This is a genomic window from Pseudomonas profundi, from assembly GCF_008638305.1.
GTDB classification, from domain to species: Bacteria; Pseudomonadota; Gammaproteobacteria; order Pseudomonadales; family Pseudomonadaceae; genus Halopseudomonas; species Halopseudomonas profundi.
This window is the reverse complement of record NZ_VTPZ01000006.1, coordinates 164,084-180,923: the sequence shown is the minus strand read 5'-3', so window position 1 is coordinate 180,923 and position 16,840 is coordinate 164,084. Positions and strand designations below refer to the sequence as shown.

Here is a 16,840-nt window from a genome sequence, read left to right as displayed (position 1 = left end):
GCACGCAAGTCATGTCAGCGAACGAGCGTCGCCGCCGGGCGAAACCGACGGCGGGCTCAGGGGGCAAGCCGTTCCCGTTGCCATACGCCGCTCTCCAGCCGGTAGCGCAGCCGGTCGTGCAGGCGACTCGGTCGGCCCTGCCAGAACTCCACAAGCTGCGGTCTCAATCGGTATCCGCCCCAATGCGGCGGCCGCGGCGGCGATTGCTCGGCGTACTGTGCCTCCAGCTCCGCCAGGTTGCGCTCGAGCACTTCCCGGCCTTCGATCACCTGACTCTGCGGAGAGGCCCACGCGCCCAGCCGGCTGCCCAGTGGCCGACTGTGATAGTAGGCATCGGATTCCTCGTCACTGATGCGCTCGATGACGCCCTCGATGCGTACCTGGCGTTCCAGATCGTGCCACCAGAAGGTCATCGCCGCCTGGGGATTGATACGCAACTGCTCGCCCTTGGCGCTCTGGTAGTTGCTGAAAAACACAAAGCCATGCTCATCCACCCCCTTGAGCAGCAAGGTGCGCAGATGCGGCTGGCCGGCGGCGTCCACCGTGGCCAGCATCATTGCGTTGGCTTCAGTGGTCTCGATCTCTACGGCCTGTTCGAACCAGGTCGCGAACAGGCCGTAGGGCCCATTTGGGGCCTGGCTTTCGAGCAAACCATCGCGGGTGTAGTTGCGGCGCAGATCGGCAATGCTGGCTTTCATCAAGGGACTCCTCTACTGGTGTGCTAATCCTAGCATCCGTGCCCCTCGCTGCATTTGCGCTGGAACAACTAATCGAGATTGCGCAGCGCCGTGTAGACCGCACGGCTCAGCGCGGTCGCACGTGGATCCATGAGCACGTAGGGGCCCATGGCATTGGTCGCATAACCGAAGCCGACTTTCGCATCCGGATCGCAGAACCCGAGCGTACCGCCCGCGCCAGGATGCCCATAGGCGCTGGCACCCATACCAAAGGAGCCACCTTCGTAGCCCTGCTCCAGCATGACGCCCAGGCCAAAACGGGTGGGCGCACGCAGGGTACGGTCAAGACCCTGGCTGTGCTCCTGCTGCATCAACGCGACCAGTTCTTCGTCGAGCAGAGTAACGCCATCGAAACGGCCGCCATGGGCCATGACCTGCCAGAAACGCGCCAGTGAGCGGGCATTGCCACTCCCGTTGGCTGCTAGTAGTTCGGCCTGCTGCCACTCGACGCGGTTGGTGCTGGTAAGCAGACTGGAGGGGTTGGCGAAGGCCTTGAAGGGCAGATCCTCAGGCTTGCCCATGGCCATAAACAGGGCCTTGGCGTAGTCATCGCCGAACTGGTTGCGCAGGCGCGAAACGTGGGCGATGCGCGACAGCTCCGCATCCGGCGCGCCGACAAAGAAGTCCATTCCGAGCGGCTGGCAGATATGTTCCTGGACGTAGGTGCCGGGGCTTTGCTCGCTCAAGCGACGTAGCGGCTCACCCAGCAGCCAGCTGTAGGTCAGCGGGGCATAGCCGTGTGACTCCCCGGGAGTCCACCAGGGGGACTGCATCACCAGCGCCTCGCACATGGCTTGCCAGTCGAATAGCGCTTCAGGCGGCAGCGTCTGACTGATTGCCGACAACCCGGAGCGATGGCTGAGCACGTGGCGCAGGGTCACGGCTTCTTTGCCCGCTGCGGCAAACTCCGGCCAGACATCCGCCAGCGGGGTATCGAGCCCGATGCGACCCGCCGCTACCTGCTGCAGCATCGCTACTGCGCCCAGCGGTTTGGTAGCGGAAAACACGTTGACCAGTGTGTCCTGTTTCCAGACCTGCTGATCATCCTTGTCGGCCACCCCACCCCAGAGATCCAGCACGGTTTCGCCACCAACCGTGACGCACAGGGCAGCGCCGCGCGCCTGTTCGTCGTCCAGTTGCTCGGCAAAAATCTCACGTACGTTTTCAAAACGGGGGTCGAAGTACCCTTGAACCTTGCTCATTCCATTCTCCTGGCCAGCCTGTTGTTGTCCGGCCATTTAAGCGCAGCCAGCGACAGAATGCAGTGCCGATAAGCATGACGATCAGAAGTTTATGCATGGGGCTGATGGTTGATGCTGTCTCGATACTGTTTCCGGGATCGAAAACGGCTTTCCTGGGATTGCGGGCCGCGCTCGGACTCGCCGACGGGGGTGGGCTCCCTGGGGTTGGTGAGCGCCTGCTCGCCGACGGGGGTGGGCTCCCTGGGGTTGGTGAGCGCCTGCTCGCCGACGGGTTTGGTGTGGCTTGCCGGCTTGGCGTAGCGCAGGCGCGCTACACCCCCAGGTATGCTCGCCTCGGGCCGCGTTCGGACTCGCCGACGGGGGTGGGTTCCCTGGGGTTGGTGAGCGCCTGCTCGCCGACGGGGTTGGTGTGGCTTGCGGGCTTGGCGTAGCGCAGGCGCGCTACACCCCGAGGGCAGAGACTATTCGATCTCGCGGCGGAACGGCGGCAGCGCATTGAGGATGGCTTTTCCGTAGCGCTGGGTGACCAGGCGCCGGTCCAGCAAGGTGATCACGCCGCTGTCCTGCTCGCTGCGCAGCAACCGACCACAGGCCTGAACCAGCCGCAAACAGGCATCGGGCACGGCAATCTCCATGAACGGATTGCCGCCGTTACGCTCGATCCACTCCGATAGCGCCGCCTCGACTGGATCGTCAGGCACGGCAAAGGGAATCTTGGCAATCACCACGTGCTCACAGTATTTGCCCGGCAAGTCGACACCCTCGGCAAAACTGGCCAGCCCGAAAATAACGCTCTGCTGCGTGTTATCAACCCGTTCGCGGTGCTGACGGATGAGCTCCTGCTTGGATAGATCCCCCTGCACCAGGACACGCTCGCGGAATGCGCTGGGCAAACCTGCGTACACCTCGAGCATTTGCCGGCGCGATGAGAACAGCACCAGGCTGCCCGCCGCGTCCTCGAGCATGGTCGGCATGCGCTCGATGATCGCCGCACTATGCCCGGCGCTATCGCGGGGGTCAGCCCCCAGATCCGGGATGCGCAGCACGCCCCGCTCAGCATGTTTGAAGGGGCTCGGTGCCAGTGTGCACACCGCGCTCTTGGGCAGGCCGGCGCGCTGGCTGAAGCGATCGAAACGCCCCAGAGCCGTCAGCGTCGCCGAGGTCACCAGACAGGCAAAGGCGCTGTACCAGAGAAACTGACGCAGTGTGTCGGCAGCCAGAATCGGGCTGACGTGTACTTCGATATCGTTCTGCTCAGTCAGCGTCAGCCAGCGGGCCGTAGGCGGCTTGTCCTCGGGGTTCTCCAGGCAGAACTTGGTCCACAGCGTCCAGTTGCCCTCGGATCGCGCCAATAACGCCCCGAATAGCGGATACCACTCCTCCGCCTGAACCTGATGCACGCCGACCGCCTCGCCGTCCATCGCCTCCTTGAGGATGTCGACCATGCGCTGCAGCAGGTCGGTGATGCGTCCGAAACCGCCCTTCAGCTCCGTACCCATATCACGTAAATGCTCTGGCACCACGCCATGTTCGAAGCGGTGCTGCGGGCGCATATTGCCGGTGAGGTCTTCGGTATTGGCAAAATCGCCGGCTTCGGCCAGTGCCTGGGTCATGAACTGCTGATGCGGACGCAAGTCCCGCGCCTGCGCCGGAACCTGTTCAAGCAAACGACCGAAATCCCCGGGAAGCGGATGCTGGGCCAGCAGTTTGGACAGATTCTTGTCCAGCTGATCCAGCCACTCGGCGGTAGCGTTCATGCGGGTGTGATGGGCGAAGTGCGCGATGGCCTTGTCCGGCAGGTGATGTCCTTCATCGAAGATATACAGACAGTCGCGCGGGTCAGGCAGGATGGCTCCGCCTCCCAGGGCCAGATCGGCGAGCACCAGATCGTGATTGGTGACGATGACATCAACCTTCTGCACGCCCTCGCGCGCCTTGTAGAACACGCACTGATTGAAGTGTCCGCAGCGCCGGTTGGTGCACTGGATATGATCGGTGGTCAGCCGCGACCAGTCCTGATCCTCCAGTGCCGCCGGCCATGAATCACGCTCACCATCCCACTTGTTGCTGCCCAGCGCTTCGACCATGCTGGTGTAGAGCTTGAGCCCGGCTTCGTCGATGTCGATGCGAAACCCTTCGTCGGCAAAGCCCTGCTGGCGGCTGGCCGCTTGCTGATTGTCATTGAGCAGCTGATCCAGCTTGGACAGACAGACATACCGCCCCCGGCCCTTGGCCAGCGAGAACTGGAAATTCAACCCGGCATTGCGCTGGATGTCGGGCAGATCCTTGAGCACTATCTGTTCCTGCAGGGCGACAGTAGCCGTGGAAATGACCAGGGGCTTGCCCAGATGCTTGGCAATCGGAATGGCGGCGAGACAATAGGCCACGGTCTTGCCGGTACCTGTGCCCGCCTCAACGACCGCCACCGCTGGCTCGCCACCGCGATGGCCTTCCTCGTCCAGCTCGACTCCACCGAAGGCCTTGGCCACTTCGGCAATCATCACCCGCTGGCCGTAGCGCGGCTTCAGGGATTTGTTTTCGAGGAAAGTGCGATAGGCCGTCTGGATCTGGCCTTTCAGGTCGTCGTTCAGCATGCGGGCTCCCGGGAAGGCCGGCATCATACCATTTTGCAGCGCGCCCGACCGGGCGACCGATGGCTGGCAAGGTCTCAGACCCGTCAATTTCCGCTTGAAGCTGACCGCATCAGGGTCGAAGCTATTGAGCCTCGACACCTTCATGCAAGGATGATCCTATGTCCGACAGCCCTACCGCAGCCCTGCTGGGCATATTCGAGCACTATCAACCACAGCGGTTGCTGAGTGTCAGCCCGGAATCGATACCCGCAGCCGTGGCGTTTTGCGCCACACACCCCGATTGCACCCACTTTGAAACGGACAGGGTACCCTTGCCAGCCGATCTCGCGGGTCGACGCTACGACCTGGCAGTGGTGGCCGATCAACTGGAGCGCCTGGACAAGCGCCAGGGCATGGAATTGCTCGCCGGTATGCGCAACCTGCTGGTGAGCAGAATGGCCGTACTGGTGGATATGCAGCGAACCCCGGCCTGGGAGCAGAACGATTTCTTTGGGCTGGCTTTCCAGCGTCAGGGGTACTTCGAACGGGACGGCCAGACGTTGACGCTTTTCACCTATGATCTGGCCTCATACAAAAGCGTGCCGGATTGGCTCAACTCGAAATACTGGGCCAATCCGGAACTCTTCGGAAAATACTGGTGGTAAGAATGGAAAATATCGTCGACTGTCCCTGCGGCAATGGCAGATCCTACGCAGACTGTTGTCTCCCTTTGCATCAGGGCAAGCCCGCGGCCACAGCGGAGCAGCTGATGCGCTCACGCTACAGCGCTTATACCCTGGGCCTGATCGACTATCTGGTGGCGACAACCCTGCCTTCACAACAGGCGCAACTGGACCGTGCTGCAATGACCGACTGGAGCCAGTCGAGCAACTGGCTCGGCCTGACTGTGGAGAAGATCCACTCGACAGAAGCCGCCAGCAATCAGGCGCAGGTCACTTTCACTGCGCTATGGGCCGATGAACAGGGGCATCGACACAGCCATCGCGAATGCTCGGACTTTACTCATATCGATGAACGCTGGTACTTCGTCGATCCGTCCATCAGGGTGAAAACCGGACGCAACGAGCCCTGCCCCTGCGCGTCCGGGAAGAAGTACAAACAGTGCTGCGGACGTTAGCCGGCCCCCGGCTAGTCCACCATCTTGAGATGATCGATGTTGGGTACCACTGTCGGCTCGTTGCGCTTGATTTCGTCCAGATCAGCACCCGGCGGCGCGAGGCTCAGTGCTGACAGATCAAGCGGCAACGGCGTGAAGTCGCGGTATTCATCCTGCATATCGGCGCCAAGCGGAGCGATACCGAAATCGGGCGCTTCCACGTCACTGAACGCTGCCATGTACCCGTCCCGCGGAACCACCTTGTTAGCAGCGGACTGAGCGGCCGGCGCGGGTTGGCTGGAAGGCCCGGCGGCGGCTGGGTGTCCACCCATAGGCTCTACCAGGCATATCGCACCCGCCCGTTCGATGGCCTGCCGGTACTTGTCAGCCGATGCCTGATCAAGCCCCTGCTTGATCACGATCCGGCGGCCCGAAAACAGGATATCCAGCTGCTGGTCTCCCGCCTGAAACAGCTGACCGAGCCTCTGCCGCGCCTGTTCTGGCGCTACACCTGCCTTGATCTGTCCCTGAAACACAATTTCGAATAGCGGCATATTGTCACTCCCTGGCAGCGATTAGCGGTTAGTATGGACAGGCGCGGGCCGCCAGACAACACCGCTGACGGCTCGAGATTCACCTGGAGGAGTCGACAATGTACATGCGTATTTGCGGCAGGATGAGCTTGTTGGCGAGCATACTGTGGCTATCTGGCTGCGCGGTGTTCAGTCAGGGCTATAGCAAACCGGAAATCCATCTGGCGAATCTGGAAATGCTGCAGAGTAACTTGTGGGAACAGTCCTTCCGTCTGCGCTTGCGGGTCGATAATCCGAATGACCGCAACCTCCCCGTCCGGGGCATGCATTATCGCGTCTATCTCAATGACTCAAAGCTAGCCACCGGCGTGACCAATCAGCCCTTCGACGTCCCGGCCTATGGCTCGGAATACTTCGAACTGGATGTGCGCTCGAACCTGTGGCGGCATCTTGGCGATCTGATCAAGCTGGTAGAACGCCAACAACCGGTCAGCTATCGGATCGAAGGACATATCAGCACCGGTATGTTCTGGTCCCCCAAACTGACCTTGCAAGAACACGGGACTCTGGACCCGTCCGACATGAGATTCTGATTTATGAGTGCGACTAACTGGCTGGCAATCGCCGGCCTGATCATCATTACCGCCCTGGCACTCTACGCCTATGTGCTCTGGCGCAAGGTATGGGACGCCAGGCAAGCAAAAGCCGAACAGGAGCGTGGGCGCAACGAACGGCTCGCGCAGGATATCCAGTTCCTCGCGCAGAGCCTGCTCAACGGTCAATTGCCGCTTGTAGAAGGCTCCATTCGCATCAAGGTTCTGCTGGACAACTACAGCGGCCCGCGCCGCACTGATCTGGACGTCGGCGTGTTCGAGGTCATCTACGATGCCACCGCGCATATCCCGACGCACCAGCAATGGAAGGACCTGCCGCGCACCGAGCGCCAGCAACATGAACAACAGATGCAGGCACTGGAACAGGAGCACAAGGAAGAGGTGGAGCGCGCAGCCGGACAACTCAGCACGGGTGTCGCGCCCTCACAGTCCTGATCAGTCGTAATCAGACCACAGAATTACCACCATCAACCGCAACCGCCTGGCCGGTGACATGACGGGACGCTTCACTGGCGAAGAACAGTGCAAGACCCTTGATATCATCTTCGCCGCCTACGCGACCCAGAGGCGTACCCTGCTTGATTACCTCAGTCACGCGCTCCAGACCCTTGGCCATTTTGGTCGGAAAATAACCGGGGCAGATCGCATTGACGTTGATGTTGTGCGGGCCCCACTCTCCGGCAAGAGCACGAGTCAGGTTGATCGCCGCAGCCTTGCTGGTGTTGTAGGCCACGGTGAATATCCCGGTATTCGGGCGATTGCCCTTGAAGCCGGCGATGGATGCGATGTTGATGATCTTGCCCGACTGGCGCGGAATCATAAACCGGCGCCCCACTTCCTGAGCCATTAGAAAGCACACATCGACGTTCAGCCCCATGACCTTCTGCCAACCTTCGTAGCTATGCTCCGCGGCTGGCTGTCCCCAGCTGGTGCCGGCGTTGTTGATCAGGATATCGACAGTGCCAAAGCGTGCTTCGGCGGCGTCCACCAGTGTTTTGACCGGATCGGTATCCAGCTTGCCAAGATCGCAGGCGATCCCGCCTGCCTCAATACCACGCGCATTCAGCTGCGCCACCACTTCTTCTACTTCGCTGGCATTACGCGCGTTGAGGAAAATTTTTGCGCCCTGCTCACCCAGTGCTTCTGCCATCTGCAGGCCGAGCCCCTTGGTGCCACCGGTTATCAAGGCAACCTTACCGGTCAGATCAAACAGTTCCATTACTTTCATGGCGAGTCCTCTTGTATGCGTTGTAGGAAGCGTTTCAGCATATACGCCCCGGCAAGCGACACCGACTATCAGTGAGCTCGGTGATATGCCACCCTGCACCGGTGTTATCATCGTCGCCTAGATAACGACAGGACTCCCATGGCTGAACATGACTTCCGGCGCACCGCGCTTAACCCCTCCCACACGCTGATCGAGTGCCGCACACTTGCCAGCGGGCTGTATCAGGTCACCGGACAGGGTGGCGGCATACAAAGTGGCGATAAACTGATTTGCACCGTCAAGGGTAGCCGCGATCTGCCGCTGCCGCTGATTGCCGACAAGGTGCGCTATCTGCTCAGCCCACCCGGCCAATGGACAGCAACGGCAAGAGGTCCGGACCTGCGCGGCAAATCCGTGCTGGGCTGGTCGGTGACCTGCGACGAGTGCGGTAAGGATCAGGCCTTTGAGTTTCTGATCAACGACAAGGATGGACTCGATCAACGAACCGCCAAGGCCGTCGAACGTATCGGCGAACTGGGCTGGAAGCCGCGTGGCGAGAACCACCTGTGTCCGTCGTGCGCACGCAAGGCCCCTTAAAACAGGCTCAGCTGCTCGCCTAACAGAGTGCTCGCATTATCCAGGCGCACGCCAACACCTATCAGGCGCACCGGCTTGAGGCCACGCGCATACGCCTGCGCGGTCAGGTCCCGGTAGCCTTCCGGGGTGATGGGCGCGCCAGCCTGCTCCAATGTCGTCTGGGTGAAGTCATTGAACTTGAGTTTGACGAAGGGCTTGCTCGCCCGGTAGCCGTCCTGCAAACGCCCGACACGCTGGGCAAGCTTTTCCAGCAAGGGCCCAAGCGCTTCGAAGCAGGCGTTCAGGTCCGGTAAATCCTGATCATAGGTATTTTCGACGCTGACCGACTGGCGCGTGCTCTCAACGATCACGGGACGGTCATCAATACCCCGCGCCAGTTGCCAGAGTCGCTCCCCGAAACTGCCAAACTCCTTGACCAGATCCTGCTTGCGCCAGGGCAACAGCTCGCCGCACAAGTCGATGCCGAGCTTGCGCAGACGCGCGGCGGTAACTTTCCCCACGCCATGCAGACGTTCCACCGGCAATGTCTGGATAAATGAGTCTATCTCGTCCGGCAAAATCACCTTCAGCCCGTCAGGCTTGTTCCAGTCGCTGGCGATCTTTGCCAGAAACTTGTTCGGTGCCACGCCAGCGGAAACGGTAATCCCCAGACCCTCGCGCACCCGCTGGCGAATGCTTTCGGCGATCAGCGTTGCGCTGCCACGGCAGGCAGTGCTGTCTGAAACATCGAGGTAGGCTTCGTCGAGCGACAACGGCTGGATCAGCGCTGTGTAGTCGGTAAAGATGGCGTGGATTGCAGCAGAAGCTTCCCGATAAACCGCCATGCGCGGCGGCACGATCAGCAAATCGGGGCACAGCTTTTTGGCATAGCCGGACGCCATGGCCGAGCGAACGCCATAGGCGCGCGCCTCATAATTACAGGTCGCGACCACGCCACGCTTGTCCGGATCGCCCCCCACTGCCAACGGACGACCACGCAGGCGCGGGTCATCCCGCATTTCGATCGCTGCGTAGAAACAGTCACAGTCAACATGGATTATCTTGCGCACACCGGACACCTTAAACGGGCCCGGCTAGGGGCTGTTGCCGTTTCGTCGCGAGCCGCGTTGCTGGGTCAAATGACGCCAGGCAAGGCGCGGGACGCAGGTAATGGTTGTTCCCTTGCCAAGTCTCGCAACGCCGCATGGCGTCATTTGCCACGCAACCCGAAGGGACGGGGCCCGTTTGGCGCAGCACTGCATTACTCGTCGCTTATTTGGCACAACCAAACTTCACTCCTCGCGTCTTGTTCTGCGCCGAACGGGCCTCCATCGCGGCCGTGCCGAAACGGCAACAGACCCTAGTGTAACCGATCAGCCAGCCACGACTTGATTGCGTCCAGCGTTCTTACCGGTATAAAGCGCCTTGTCGGCGCGCTGGAGGATCGCATCGAGATGGCTCTCGTTATCGCGCTGCGCCAGCCCGACCGTAGCCGTGATTCTCAGCTCTGGAATGGCTTCGCTAATGGTTGTCGTGGCCAGCTTGTCGACGAAGCGTTGAGCGACCACCAATGCAGTCGGCAGGTCCGTTTCAGGGAGCAAGGCCACAAACTCTTCCCCGCCCAAGCGACCGAGGATATCCGTGGCTCGGAAGGAATCCCGACACAGCTGCCCTATCCGTTTCAGCACATCATCACCGGTTGCATGCCCCCATGTGTCATTGATCTGTTTGAAATGATCCAGATCGATAATGCACAGGCACAGCGGCTGCCCGCTGCGCAACGAACGGTTAAGTTCGTATTGGAACAACGCTTCGTATTGGCGGCGATTGTTCAGTCCGGTCAACGCGTCCGTAGTGGCCTGATGCACCAGTGCTGCTTGTAGACGGGAGCGTTCCTCTATCTCCCGGGACAGAGTTACGTTGACTTCCTGGGCCTGCTGCCACAACGCAAACTGCCTACGCTGCAGTACCTGGGTGCGCATCGCTGTGCCCCAGCCGAGCCCTATCGGCATTAATGTCACGACAAATAGGGCGAAGAGCTCAATCGGGGTCTTCGGGGCGACGTAATGGATCATGCAGAGAGTGCTCAGGGCCATATACAGAGTCACGAGGAGCATTGCCGGGACGCGACTGGGAACGTAGACGAATACCGAGATCAGGATGATCAGCGTCAGGGTGAAAGCCCAGCTCGATAACTCAGGGCGAAGCGGATAAACAAGCAGAAAGACGGTCATGCCGGCAACTTCGAGGCAACTGATCCATCGCGCTTGAGTGGCTAATACGGGCTTGCGTTTGACTTGCCAGGCGAAGAACGCCAGAACGGAAATAACCGAAAGGCGAATGGCCACGCTGATCCAGAAACCAGGCGTGTTACCCAAAGACTCGAAATCCGGCAGGATAAAAAGCAGCAGCAAACCGGCCCACACTGCAAGAGCGATGCGCAATTGCCGTGCAATGGTGCGTTGATGCTTATCCAGGTAGGCCCGCTCCTGCTCCGGATCCCGAAACTCTCCGGTCCAACCGCTGATACGCCAGCGCCGGGCGGCCTGTCCAGCTTCGACTTTCAGAGCCCGTACGGCAACCTCGTCAGGCAGTGTTTCAACATCCGTCATCCGAACTTCGCTTCCTTGCGCGCTACGCTTTGTTCCAGCTAGATTTCAACAGGGCACCGGAACCACACGATTACGTCCCCCAGTCTTCCCCTCATAGAGTGCTTTATCGGCACGCCTGATTACGTCTTCAATAGTGTGGTCATCCTTGCACACCTCAGTCAGACCAAAGGTGGCTGTAACACCAATATGATGGCCGGCTATGGACAGGGGCGCGGCTTCCAGCTTTTGACGGAGACGGTTGATAACAACCTCAGCGTCTGCAAGTCCCGTATCTGGCAGCAACAGAATGAACTCCTCGCCGCCAAAGCGCCCGATGATGTCAGATTGCCTTAGCGCGTTACCAAGCAGATCCGCAACATGCTTTAGCACCTGGTCGCCGGCATCGTGACCATATTCATCATTGACCCGCTTGAAGAAATCGATATCCGCGACACATAGCGAAAGACGGCTACCATTGCGTTTGCTGCGTTCACACTCACGGTCAAACAGCATCTCGTATTGGCGTCGATTAAACAGGCCTGTTAGCGGGTCGGTGGTGGCCTGACGCTTCAGCTCCTGCTCCAACACCCTGCGTCGTTCGATTTCGGCTTGCAGCTCCACGTTCGCTTCATTGGCTCGAGTGAACATCGCGTATTGCTGACGCTGCACAATCTGCAACCGTTGGGTCGCAAAAAAACCAACAAGAATAGGCAACATCAACAGAAAAAACGCACCTATGACCACACCGGCTGGCCGGTCATTGACGATCATGGACAACAAGGTGCCGGCCAGCCCCAGCAAGGCAGCTATAGCGGAGTACGGCAACCTGTTTGGCACGAAGACAAACATCGAGATGAAAAGCAGCCCTATCACCGCGACAGTGAAAGCAGCGATCTCAGGACGAAGGAAGTATATGAGGTAAAAAAAACCGAAACCGCCGATTTGCAAGGCCATGGTGCTATGCCCTGCTGTGGCCAGATGGGGCTTGCTGAGCAGCAGATAGCCATAACCGAAGATAAACGCTGAAAGCACAACTCGCGCCGTTGTCAGAATGATAAACACTGGGGACAAACCAAGCGCCACGTAATCTATGATCCCAAACAGCAGCAGCAAGGTACCCCACACCTTGGTGGCAACACGCATATGCCGAACCATGGCCGGCTGCATATGTTCGCGGAATGCCCTTTCCTGCGCGTGATTCCTGAATTCGCCCCAAAAGGGAGAAACTCCGAATCGGTTGTCGGCTACATCCATGTCACCCCCCCGGCCAATATCCTGTCCGCGAACTTTGTTCGCCATTTCAGGAGTATCCGCTAAGCGTGCTGGCAGCGCCAGACGTAGAGGTCATTAAATGGCCACCAAGCTCGGAGCCAGCACCATCCGGCGACTTCTGATCAAATCGACGGGCAGATCAGCGGAGCACTGGGACTGCCTTACCCGTCTAAAAAATTCTTTTTACTTCAAGTGCTTGACAGCTCGGCCTTATTCCGTAGAATGGCCGCCACAGACGCGGGGTGGAGCAGTCTGGTAGCTCGTCGGGCTCATAACCCGAAGGTCGTAGGTTCAAATCCTGCCCCCGCAACCAGACAAGTAAAGGCAGATCAATCTAACCATTGATCTGCCTTTTTTGTTTTCCGGCTTTGCTCAATTCCTGGGCTACCTTGCTCCGCAGCCCGCCGGCCCTGGCGCTAAGCCATGGATCTCACCGCTGCCGCTGTTACTGGGCTTGCAGGGTGAAAGGGTCGATCACACCCACGCCAATAACCATGCCCACCAATGCCGGCAAACTGTCCGCCTGCATTCGTTTCATTACTCTCGAACGATACAGATCGACGGTTTTCACGCTGATGCCGAGTTGCTCGGCTATTTCACGATTGCTGTAGCCCTGCACGAGCGGCAGCAGGATGTCGCGTTCACGGGGCGTCAGACTTTCCAGCCGCGACTGCACTTCATGTTTTTCAGGGCGGTCGTGTTGGGACGGAACCAGACTGAGCGCACGCTGCACACTATCCAGCAGCAGCTGCTCGTTATAGGGTTTTTCAATGAAATCAACGGCGCCGCTGCGAAAAGCCCGCACGACCAAGGGGACATCCGCGTGGCCGCTGACGAAGATTACCGGCAGCTCGATACCGCGCTCACGCATGGCTTCCTGAACAGCCAGACCACCCATGCCTGGCATACGGACGTCGAGCAGTACGCAGGATGGCAGACAGGGATCACAGGCTTCAAGAAAAGCACGGCCGCTAGTGAAAGGCACACCTTGCAGACCGACCGATTCGAGCAACCAGAGCGTGGAATCAAGCAATCCCTGGTCATCATCCACCACGTAAACGACCTGCTGTGGCGTCCCGGGCATTGCTTTTCTCCTTGAATGGCTTATCTATTTTCTGCGGCCGGCAGCCAGCAATAAAGCCGCAGCCCGCCTGAATCAGCGAGCTCGGCACTCAGCCCACCGCCAAAGTCCTCCACGATACCGCGACTCATTGATAGACCCAAGCCCAACCCATCAGCCTTGCTGGTGTAAAACGGCGTGAACATTTTCTCGAGCTGCTCAGCGGTCGCGCCCGGGCCTTCGTCTACGACTTCAATCTCGACCTTTGCTGCCGCAACGCCCAGTCTGAGCGTGATCAGCGAGGCGCTGTCCGGATGGTTTTCCCGGTTTGCCTCAATCGCATTACGCAGCAGATTGAGCATGACCTGTTCGAGCAGGATCGGATCGACGTACACATCCGGCAAGCCGTCCGGAATCTGCTCAGCTATATGTACCTGAAGCTGGCTCGCCTCCCAGGCGCACAAACGTATGGCGTCCTGCGCCAGCGCCGCAAGGTTTATCCGCTGGACCTTGCGCGGCCCCTTGCGCAGGAAGGCCCTCAAGCGCTTGATCACTTTGGAGGCGTGATCAGCATGCCTAGCGATGCGCTCCAGTCCCTGGCGCACCTTTTCCTGGCGGCCATCGACATGCCCCAGACCTGCGAGATAGCGCTGGCTGGCCCCGGCGTAATTCATGATCGCAGCCAGCGGCTGGTTCATTTCGTGCGCAATCCCCGACGCCAGTTCACCCAGAGTCGCCAGCCGTGCGGCATGCGCCAGCTCGTCCTGCAAACGCCGGTTGCTTTCCTCTGTACGCATGCGCTCGGTGATATCCCGCGAGACGCTGACCATCTCCACTACCCGGCCGGTATAGGTTTCGCGGATCGCGCGACTGGCCGTTTCGAACCACAAATAATGACCCTGCTGGTGCCGGATACGATAAGTGGCGGTGAGGTAGCCTTCCTGCTCCAGTTCGTCCCGGTAGCGCTTGAGCAGGCGTTCGCTTTCCAGCGGATGAAACATCGCCTGGATAGAGGTGCCGCGTAGCTGCTCGGGCCAGTACCCCAACAAGGTCCAGGACGCAGGCGAAGCGTCCAGAAAACGCCCGTCTGGTGTGTGCCGCGAAATCAGATCTGTGGTGTTTTCGATGATCAGCCGATAGAGGCGGCTGGCGACGGTTGCATCCTGTTGTTGGCGCAACCGCTCTGTGGCGTCCTGCCCCCGCGCCAGCACCAGGTGAACGGCGGCGATGGGAATAAATGTCCAGAGCAGAAACCGGCCATCCGCCGCCTGCGCTTCGACCTCTGGAATGGCTCGTTGCTGGCTCAGACAAGCACGTGCGAGATGGAGAAAGTTTGGCGGCAACAGTTCAGTCGGCTGGCCAATGCCAGCCAGGTCCCGCATCGCAGGATTCAGAGCCTGAACGCAACCGTCGTTATCCAGCACGACAGCTGGTTGAGGGTCGCTTTCCAACATCCACGCAGCGGCATCGATGCCTGGAGAGCGATCACTCGTTGCCCGTTGCGGCTTGTTCTTCCTCACGCGGCACCCTCTTTTTAAGGCTATAGTATTTATACTATAAAACCATAGTCATATTTCCATATGTTATGGGGATAACTATAAATAACCCCATAGCCTCTGGTAAGTGCACTGGCGCTTTACCAGACCCTAGAGCTAACAACATCGCCGCAGGTGGGAATCATGTCTATCTTTCAGGAAGGTCTTTCGCAAAGCCCGGTCAATCACGTTGCGCTCACGCCGCTGAGTTTCATCGAACGTACAGCCAACGTCTACCCCGATTACCCGGCGATCATCCATGGCGCCATTCGACGCACCTGGAGCGAGACCTATCAACGCTGTCGTCGTCTGGCCTCTGCCCTGGCCAATCGTGGTGTGGGTGCAGGCGATACGGTAGCGGTAATGCTGCCGAACATACCGGCGATGGTTGAAGCACATTTTGCCATTCCCATGTCCGGTGCCGTGCTCAACACCCTGAACGTACGTCTGGACGCTGAGGCCATCGCCTTCATGCTGAATCACGGCGAAGCCCGCGTACTGATTACCGACCGCGAATTCCATGCCGTTATCCGCGAAGCCGTTGAGTTGTTCGACCGGCCCATCCTGGTCGTGGACGTCGACGACCCGGAATATGGTGAAGGTGAAGCGGTCAGCGAGCTGGATTACGAAGCTTTCCTGGCCGAAGGTGACCCTGAGTTCGCCTGGCACTGGCCGAACGACGAATGGCAAGCCATCTCGCTGAACTACACCTCCGGCACCACCGGCAACCCGAAGGGCGTGGTCTATCACCACCGCGGCGCCTACCTGAATGCCCTGGGCAACCAGATGACATGGAGCATGGGCCAACACCCGGTCTATCTGTGGACCTTGCCGATGTTTCATTGCAACGGCTGGTGTCACCCCTGGACCGTAACGGCGCTGGCCGGCGTGCACGTATGCCTACGTCGGGTCGATCCACAAAAAATCCTCAACCTGATTCACGAGCACGGCGTGACCCACATGAGCGGCGCTCCGATCGTGCTTAACGCTTTGGTCAATATGCCCGAGAGCGCCAAGGCCGCGATCGATCATCCGGTCAAGGCGCAGGTGGCCGGGGCAGCGCCTCCGGCCAAGGTCATCGGTGCGGTTGAAGCCATGGGCATCGAAGTCATGCACGTGTATGGGCTGACCGAGGTCTATGGCCCGGTAACCGTATGCGCCTGGCACGACGCCTGGGACGAGCTGCCGCTGGAACAACGTGCCCAGCTCAAATCCCGCCAGGGCGTGCGCTATCCCACCCTTGAAGGGGTGATGGTGGCCAACCCGGTTGGAATGAAGCCGGTCCCTGCGGATGGTGAGACCATCGGTGAAATCTTCATGCGTGGCAACACCGTAATGAAAGGCTACCTGAAGAACCCCGAGGCGACCGCCGAAGCGTTCGAAGGCGGCTGGTTCCACACTGGCGACCTCGCCGTGTGCCATCCCAACGGCTACATCGAGATCAAGGACCGGCTCAAGGACATCATTATTTCCGGCGGCGAGAACATTTCGACCATCGAGGTGGAAGACACGCTCTACAAGCACCCGGCCGTTATGGAAGCCGCCGTGGTAGCACGACCGGACGAGAAATGGGGTGAAACGCCCTGTGCCTACATAACGCTCAAGAGCGGTCAGCAGACTGACGAAGCCAGCATCATGGATTTCTGCAGACAGCATCTGGCGGCGTTCAAGGTGCCCAAGACTTTGGTCTTCACCGACCTGCCTAAAACATCCACCGGCAAGATCCAGAAGTTTGTACTGCGCGACTGGGCGAAGGCGATCTGAGCCCGGCTTTCCAACGTTTCAGATTTCCAACTCAACAACAATAAGCAGCCGTCCACGGG

At 59.5% G+C, this 16,840-nt stretch carries 16 protein-coding genes and 1 tRNA gene; 7 read left to right on the top strand and 10 right to left on the bottom strand.

Going from position 1 to position 16,840, the window contains the following annotated elements; genetic code table 11:
* Positions 1-56: 56 nt before the first annotated feature.
* The 3 genes from pdxH to dinG all read right to left on the bottom strand — a co-directional run bounded on the left by pdxH (position 57) and on the right by dinG (position 4,533).
* A complete protein-coding gene (pdxH, locus tag FZE95_RS10255; protein ID WP_150300785.1) occupies positions 57-698 on the bottom strand; it encodes a pyridoxamine 5'-phosphate oxidase in 642 nt (213 codons plus the stop codon).
* A 68-nt stretch (positions 699-766) separates the two neighbouring features.
* Positions 767-1,939, bottom strand: coding sequence for a serine hydrolase domain-containing protein (locus FZE95_RS10250; RefSeq protein ID WP_150300784.1), 1,173 nt, complete (start codon positions 1,937-1,939; stop codon positions 767-769).
* A gap of 461 nt (positions 1,940-2,400) precedes the next feature.
* Positions 2,401-4,533 (bottom strand): ATP-dependent DNA helicase DinG, encoded by a 2,133-nt coding sequence (gene dinG / locus FZE95_RS10240; RefSeq protein ID WP_150300783.1) that lies wholly within the window; start codon positions 4,531-4,533, stop codon positions 2,401-2,403.
* A gap of 158 nt (positions 4,534-4,691) precedes the next feature.
* Between dinG and FZE95_RS10235 the strand changes: the two genes are divergently transcribed.
* Complete coding sequence (locus tag FZE95_RS10235; protein WP_150300782.1) at positions 4,692-5,177, top strand: DUF6231 family protein; 486 nt, start codon at positions 4,692-4,694, stop codon at positions 5,175-5,177.
* A gap of 2 nt (positions 5,178-5,179) precedes the next feature.
* Positions 5,180-5,650, top strand: coding sequence for a YchJ family protein (locus tag FZE95_RS10230; RefSeq protein WP_150300781.1), 471 nt, complete (start codon positions 5,180-5,182; stop codon positions 5,648-5,650).
* An 11-nt stretch (positions 5,651-5,661) separates the two neighbouring features.
* On the opposite strand, the gene FZE95_RS10225 is transcribed toward FZE95_RS10230, so the two are convergent.
* Positions 5,662-6,183, bottom strand: a complete 522-nt coding sequence (locus FZE95_RS10225) for a hypothetical protein (RefSeq protein ID WP_150300780.1) — start codon at positions 6,181-6,183, stop codon at positions 5,662-5,664.
* A gap of 98 nt (positions 6,184-6,281) precedes the next feature.
* On the opposite strand from FZE95_RS10225, the gene FZE95_RS10220 reads away from it, so the two are divergent.
* Together FZE95_RS10220 and FZE95_RS10215 are read left to right on the top strand one after the other, a co-directional pair.
* Positions 6,282-6,755 (top strand): LEA type 2 family protein, encoded by a 474-nt coding sequence (locus tag FZE95_RS10220; RefSeq protein WP_150300779.1) that lies wholly within the window; start codon positions 6,282-6,284, stop codon positions 6,753-6,755.
* Positions 6,756-6,758: 3 nt separating this feature from the next.
* Entirely contained in the window at positions 6,759-7,211 is a 453-nt protein-coding gene (locus FZE95_RS10215; RefSeq protein ID WP_150300778.1) for a DUF2489 domain-containing protein, read from the top strand.
* Between the two features lie 10 nt (positions 7,212-7,221).
* Here the strand turns inward: FZE95_RS10215 and FZE95_RS10210 are convergent, their stop codons facing one another.
* The gene (locus tag FZE95_RS10210; protein WP_150300777.1) at positions 7,222-8,004 is read right to left on the bottom strand and encodes an SDR family oxidoreductase; all 783 of its coding nucleotides are present in this window, start codon (positions 8,002-8,004) and stop codon (positions 7,222-7,224) included.
* Between the two features lie 138 nt (positions 8,005-8,142).
* On the opposite strand from FZE95_RS10210, the gene FZE95_RS10205 reads away from it, so the two are divergent.
* Complete coding sequence (locus FZE95_RS10205; protein WP_150300776.1) at positions 8,143-8,580, top strand: hypothetical protein; 438 nt, start codon at positions 8,143-8,145, stop codon at positions 8,578-8,580.
* Here the strand turns inward: FZE95_RS10205 and dinB are convergent.
* The 3 genes from dinB to FZE95_RS10190 form a co-directional block, all read right to left on the bottom strand.
* Positions 8,577-9,629, bottom strand: coding sequence for a DNA polymerase IV (dinB, locus tag FZE95_RS10200; RefSeq protein WP_150300775.1), 1,053 nt, complete (start codon positions 9,627-9,629; stop codon positions 8,577-8,579). The two genes, FZE95_RS10205 and dinB, sit on opposite strands and share 4 nt — an antisense overlap.
* Before the next feature lie 303 nt (positions 9,630-9,932).
* A complete protein-coding gene (locus FZE95_RS10195; protein WP_150300774.1) occupies positions 9,933-11,171 on the bottom strand; it encodes a GGDEF domain-containing protein in 1,239 nt (412 codons plus the stop codon).
* Between the two features lie 45 nt (positions 11,172-11,216).
* On the bottom strand, positions 11,217-12,449 hold the full coding sequence (locus tag FZE95_RS10190) for a GGDEF domain-containing protein (protein ID WP_150300773.1): 1,233 nt from the start codon (positions 12,447-12,449) through the stop codon (positions 11,217-11,219).
* A 209-nt stretch (positions 12,450-12,658) separates the two neighbouring features.
* On the opposite strand from FZE95_RS10190, the gene FZE95_RS10185 reads away from it, so the two are divergent.
* Positions 12,659-12,735 (top strand) — tRNA-Met (locus FZE95_RS10185).
* 132 nt (positions 12,736-12,867) lie between these two features.
* On the opposite strand, the gene FZE95_RS10180 is transcribed toward FZE95_RS10185, so the two are convergent.
* Together FZE95_RS10180 and FZE95_RS10175 are read right to left on the bottom strand one after the other, a co-directional pair.
* A complete protein-coding gene (locus FZE95_RS10180) occupies positions 12,868-13,506 on the bottom strand; it encodes a response regulator transcription factor (RefSeq protein WP_150300772.1) in 639 nt (212 codons plus the stop codon).
* A 20-nt stretch (positions 13,507-13,526) separates the two neighbouring features.
* Positions 13,527-14,936, bottom strand: a complete 1,410-nt coding sequence (locus FZE95_RS10175) for a PAS domain S-box protein (protein ID WP_397387129.1) — start codon at positions 14,934-14,936, stop codon at positions 13,527-13,529.
* Positions 14,937-15,161: 225 nt separating this feature from the next.
* On the opposite strand from FZE95_RS10175, the gene FZE95_RS10170 reads away from it, so the two are divergent.
* A complete protein-coding gene (locus tag FZE95_RS10170) occupies positions 15,162-16,781 on the top strand; it encodes an acyl-CoA synthetase (protein WP_150300771.1) in 1,620 nt (539 codons plus the stop codon).
* Positions 16,782-16,840 lie beyond the last annotated feature (59 nt).

Bases quoted from the DNA above. Each gene is read 5' to 3' on its own strand.
- FZE95_RS10190 (WP_150300773.1), bottom strand. From the start codon at position 12,449: ATGGCGAACAAAGTTCGCGGACAGGATATTGGCCGGGGGGGTGACATG.
- FZE95_RS10225 (WP_150300780.1), bottom strand. From the start codon at position 6,183: ATGCCGCTATTCGAAATTGTGTTTCAGGGACAGATCAAGGCAGGTGTA.
- FZE95_RS10205 (WP_150300776.1), top strand. From the start codon at position 8,143: ATGGCTGAACATGACTTCCGGCGCACCGCGCTTAACCCCTCCCACACG.
- FZE95_RS10235 (WP_150300782.1), top strand. From the start codon at position 4,692: ATGTCCGACAGCCCTACCGCAGCCCTGCTGGGCATATTCGAGCACTAT.
- dinG (WP_150300783.1), bottom strand. From the start codon at position 4,533: ATGCTGAACGACGACCTGAAAGGCCAGATCCAGACGGCCTATCGCACT.
- FZE95_RS10220 (WP_150300779.1), top strand. From the start codon at position 6,282: ATGTACATGCGTATTTGCGGCAGGATGAGCTTGTTGGCGAGCATACTG.
- FZE95_RS10230 (WP_150300781.1), top strand. From the start codon at position 5,180: ATGGAAAATATCGTCGACTGTCCCTGCGGCAATGGCAGATCCTACGCA.
- FZE95_RS10210 (WP_150300777.1), bottom strand. From the start codon at position 8,004: ATGAAAGTAATGGAACTGTTTGATCTGACCGGTAAGGTTGCCTTGATA.
- FZE95_RS10195 (WP_150300774.1), bottom strand. From the start codon at position 11,171: ATGACGGATGTTGAAACACTGCCTGACGAGGTTGCCGTACGGGCTCTG.
- pdxH (WP_150300785.1), bottom strand. From the start codon at position 698: ATGAAAGCCAGCATTGCCGATCTGCGCCGCAACTACACCCGCGATGGT.
- FZE95_RS10170 (WP_150300771.1), top strand. From the start codon at position 15,162: ATGTCTATCTTTCAGGAAGGTCTTTCGCAAAGCCCGGTCAATCACGTT.
- FZE95_RS10250 (WP_150300784.1), bottom strand. From the start codon at position 1,939: ATGAGCAAGGTTCAAGGGTACTTCGACCCCCGTTTTGAAAACGTACGT.
- FZE95_RS10180 (WP_150300772.1), bottom strand. From the start codon at position 13,506: ATGCCCGGGACGCCACAGCAGGTCGTTTACGTGGTGGATGATGACCAG.
- FZE95_RS10175 (WP_397387129.1), bottom strand. From the start codon at position 14,936: ATGTTGGAAAGCGACCCTCAACCAGCTGTCGTGCTGGATAACGACGGT.
- FZE95_RS10215 (WP_150300778.1), top strand. From the start codon at position 6,759: ATGAGTGCGACTAACTGGCTGGCAATCGCCGGCCTGATCATCATTACC.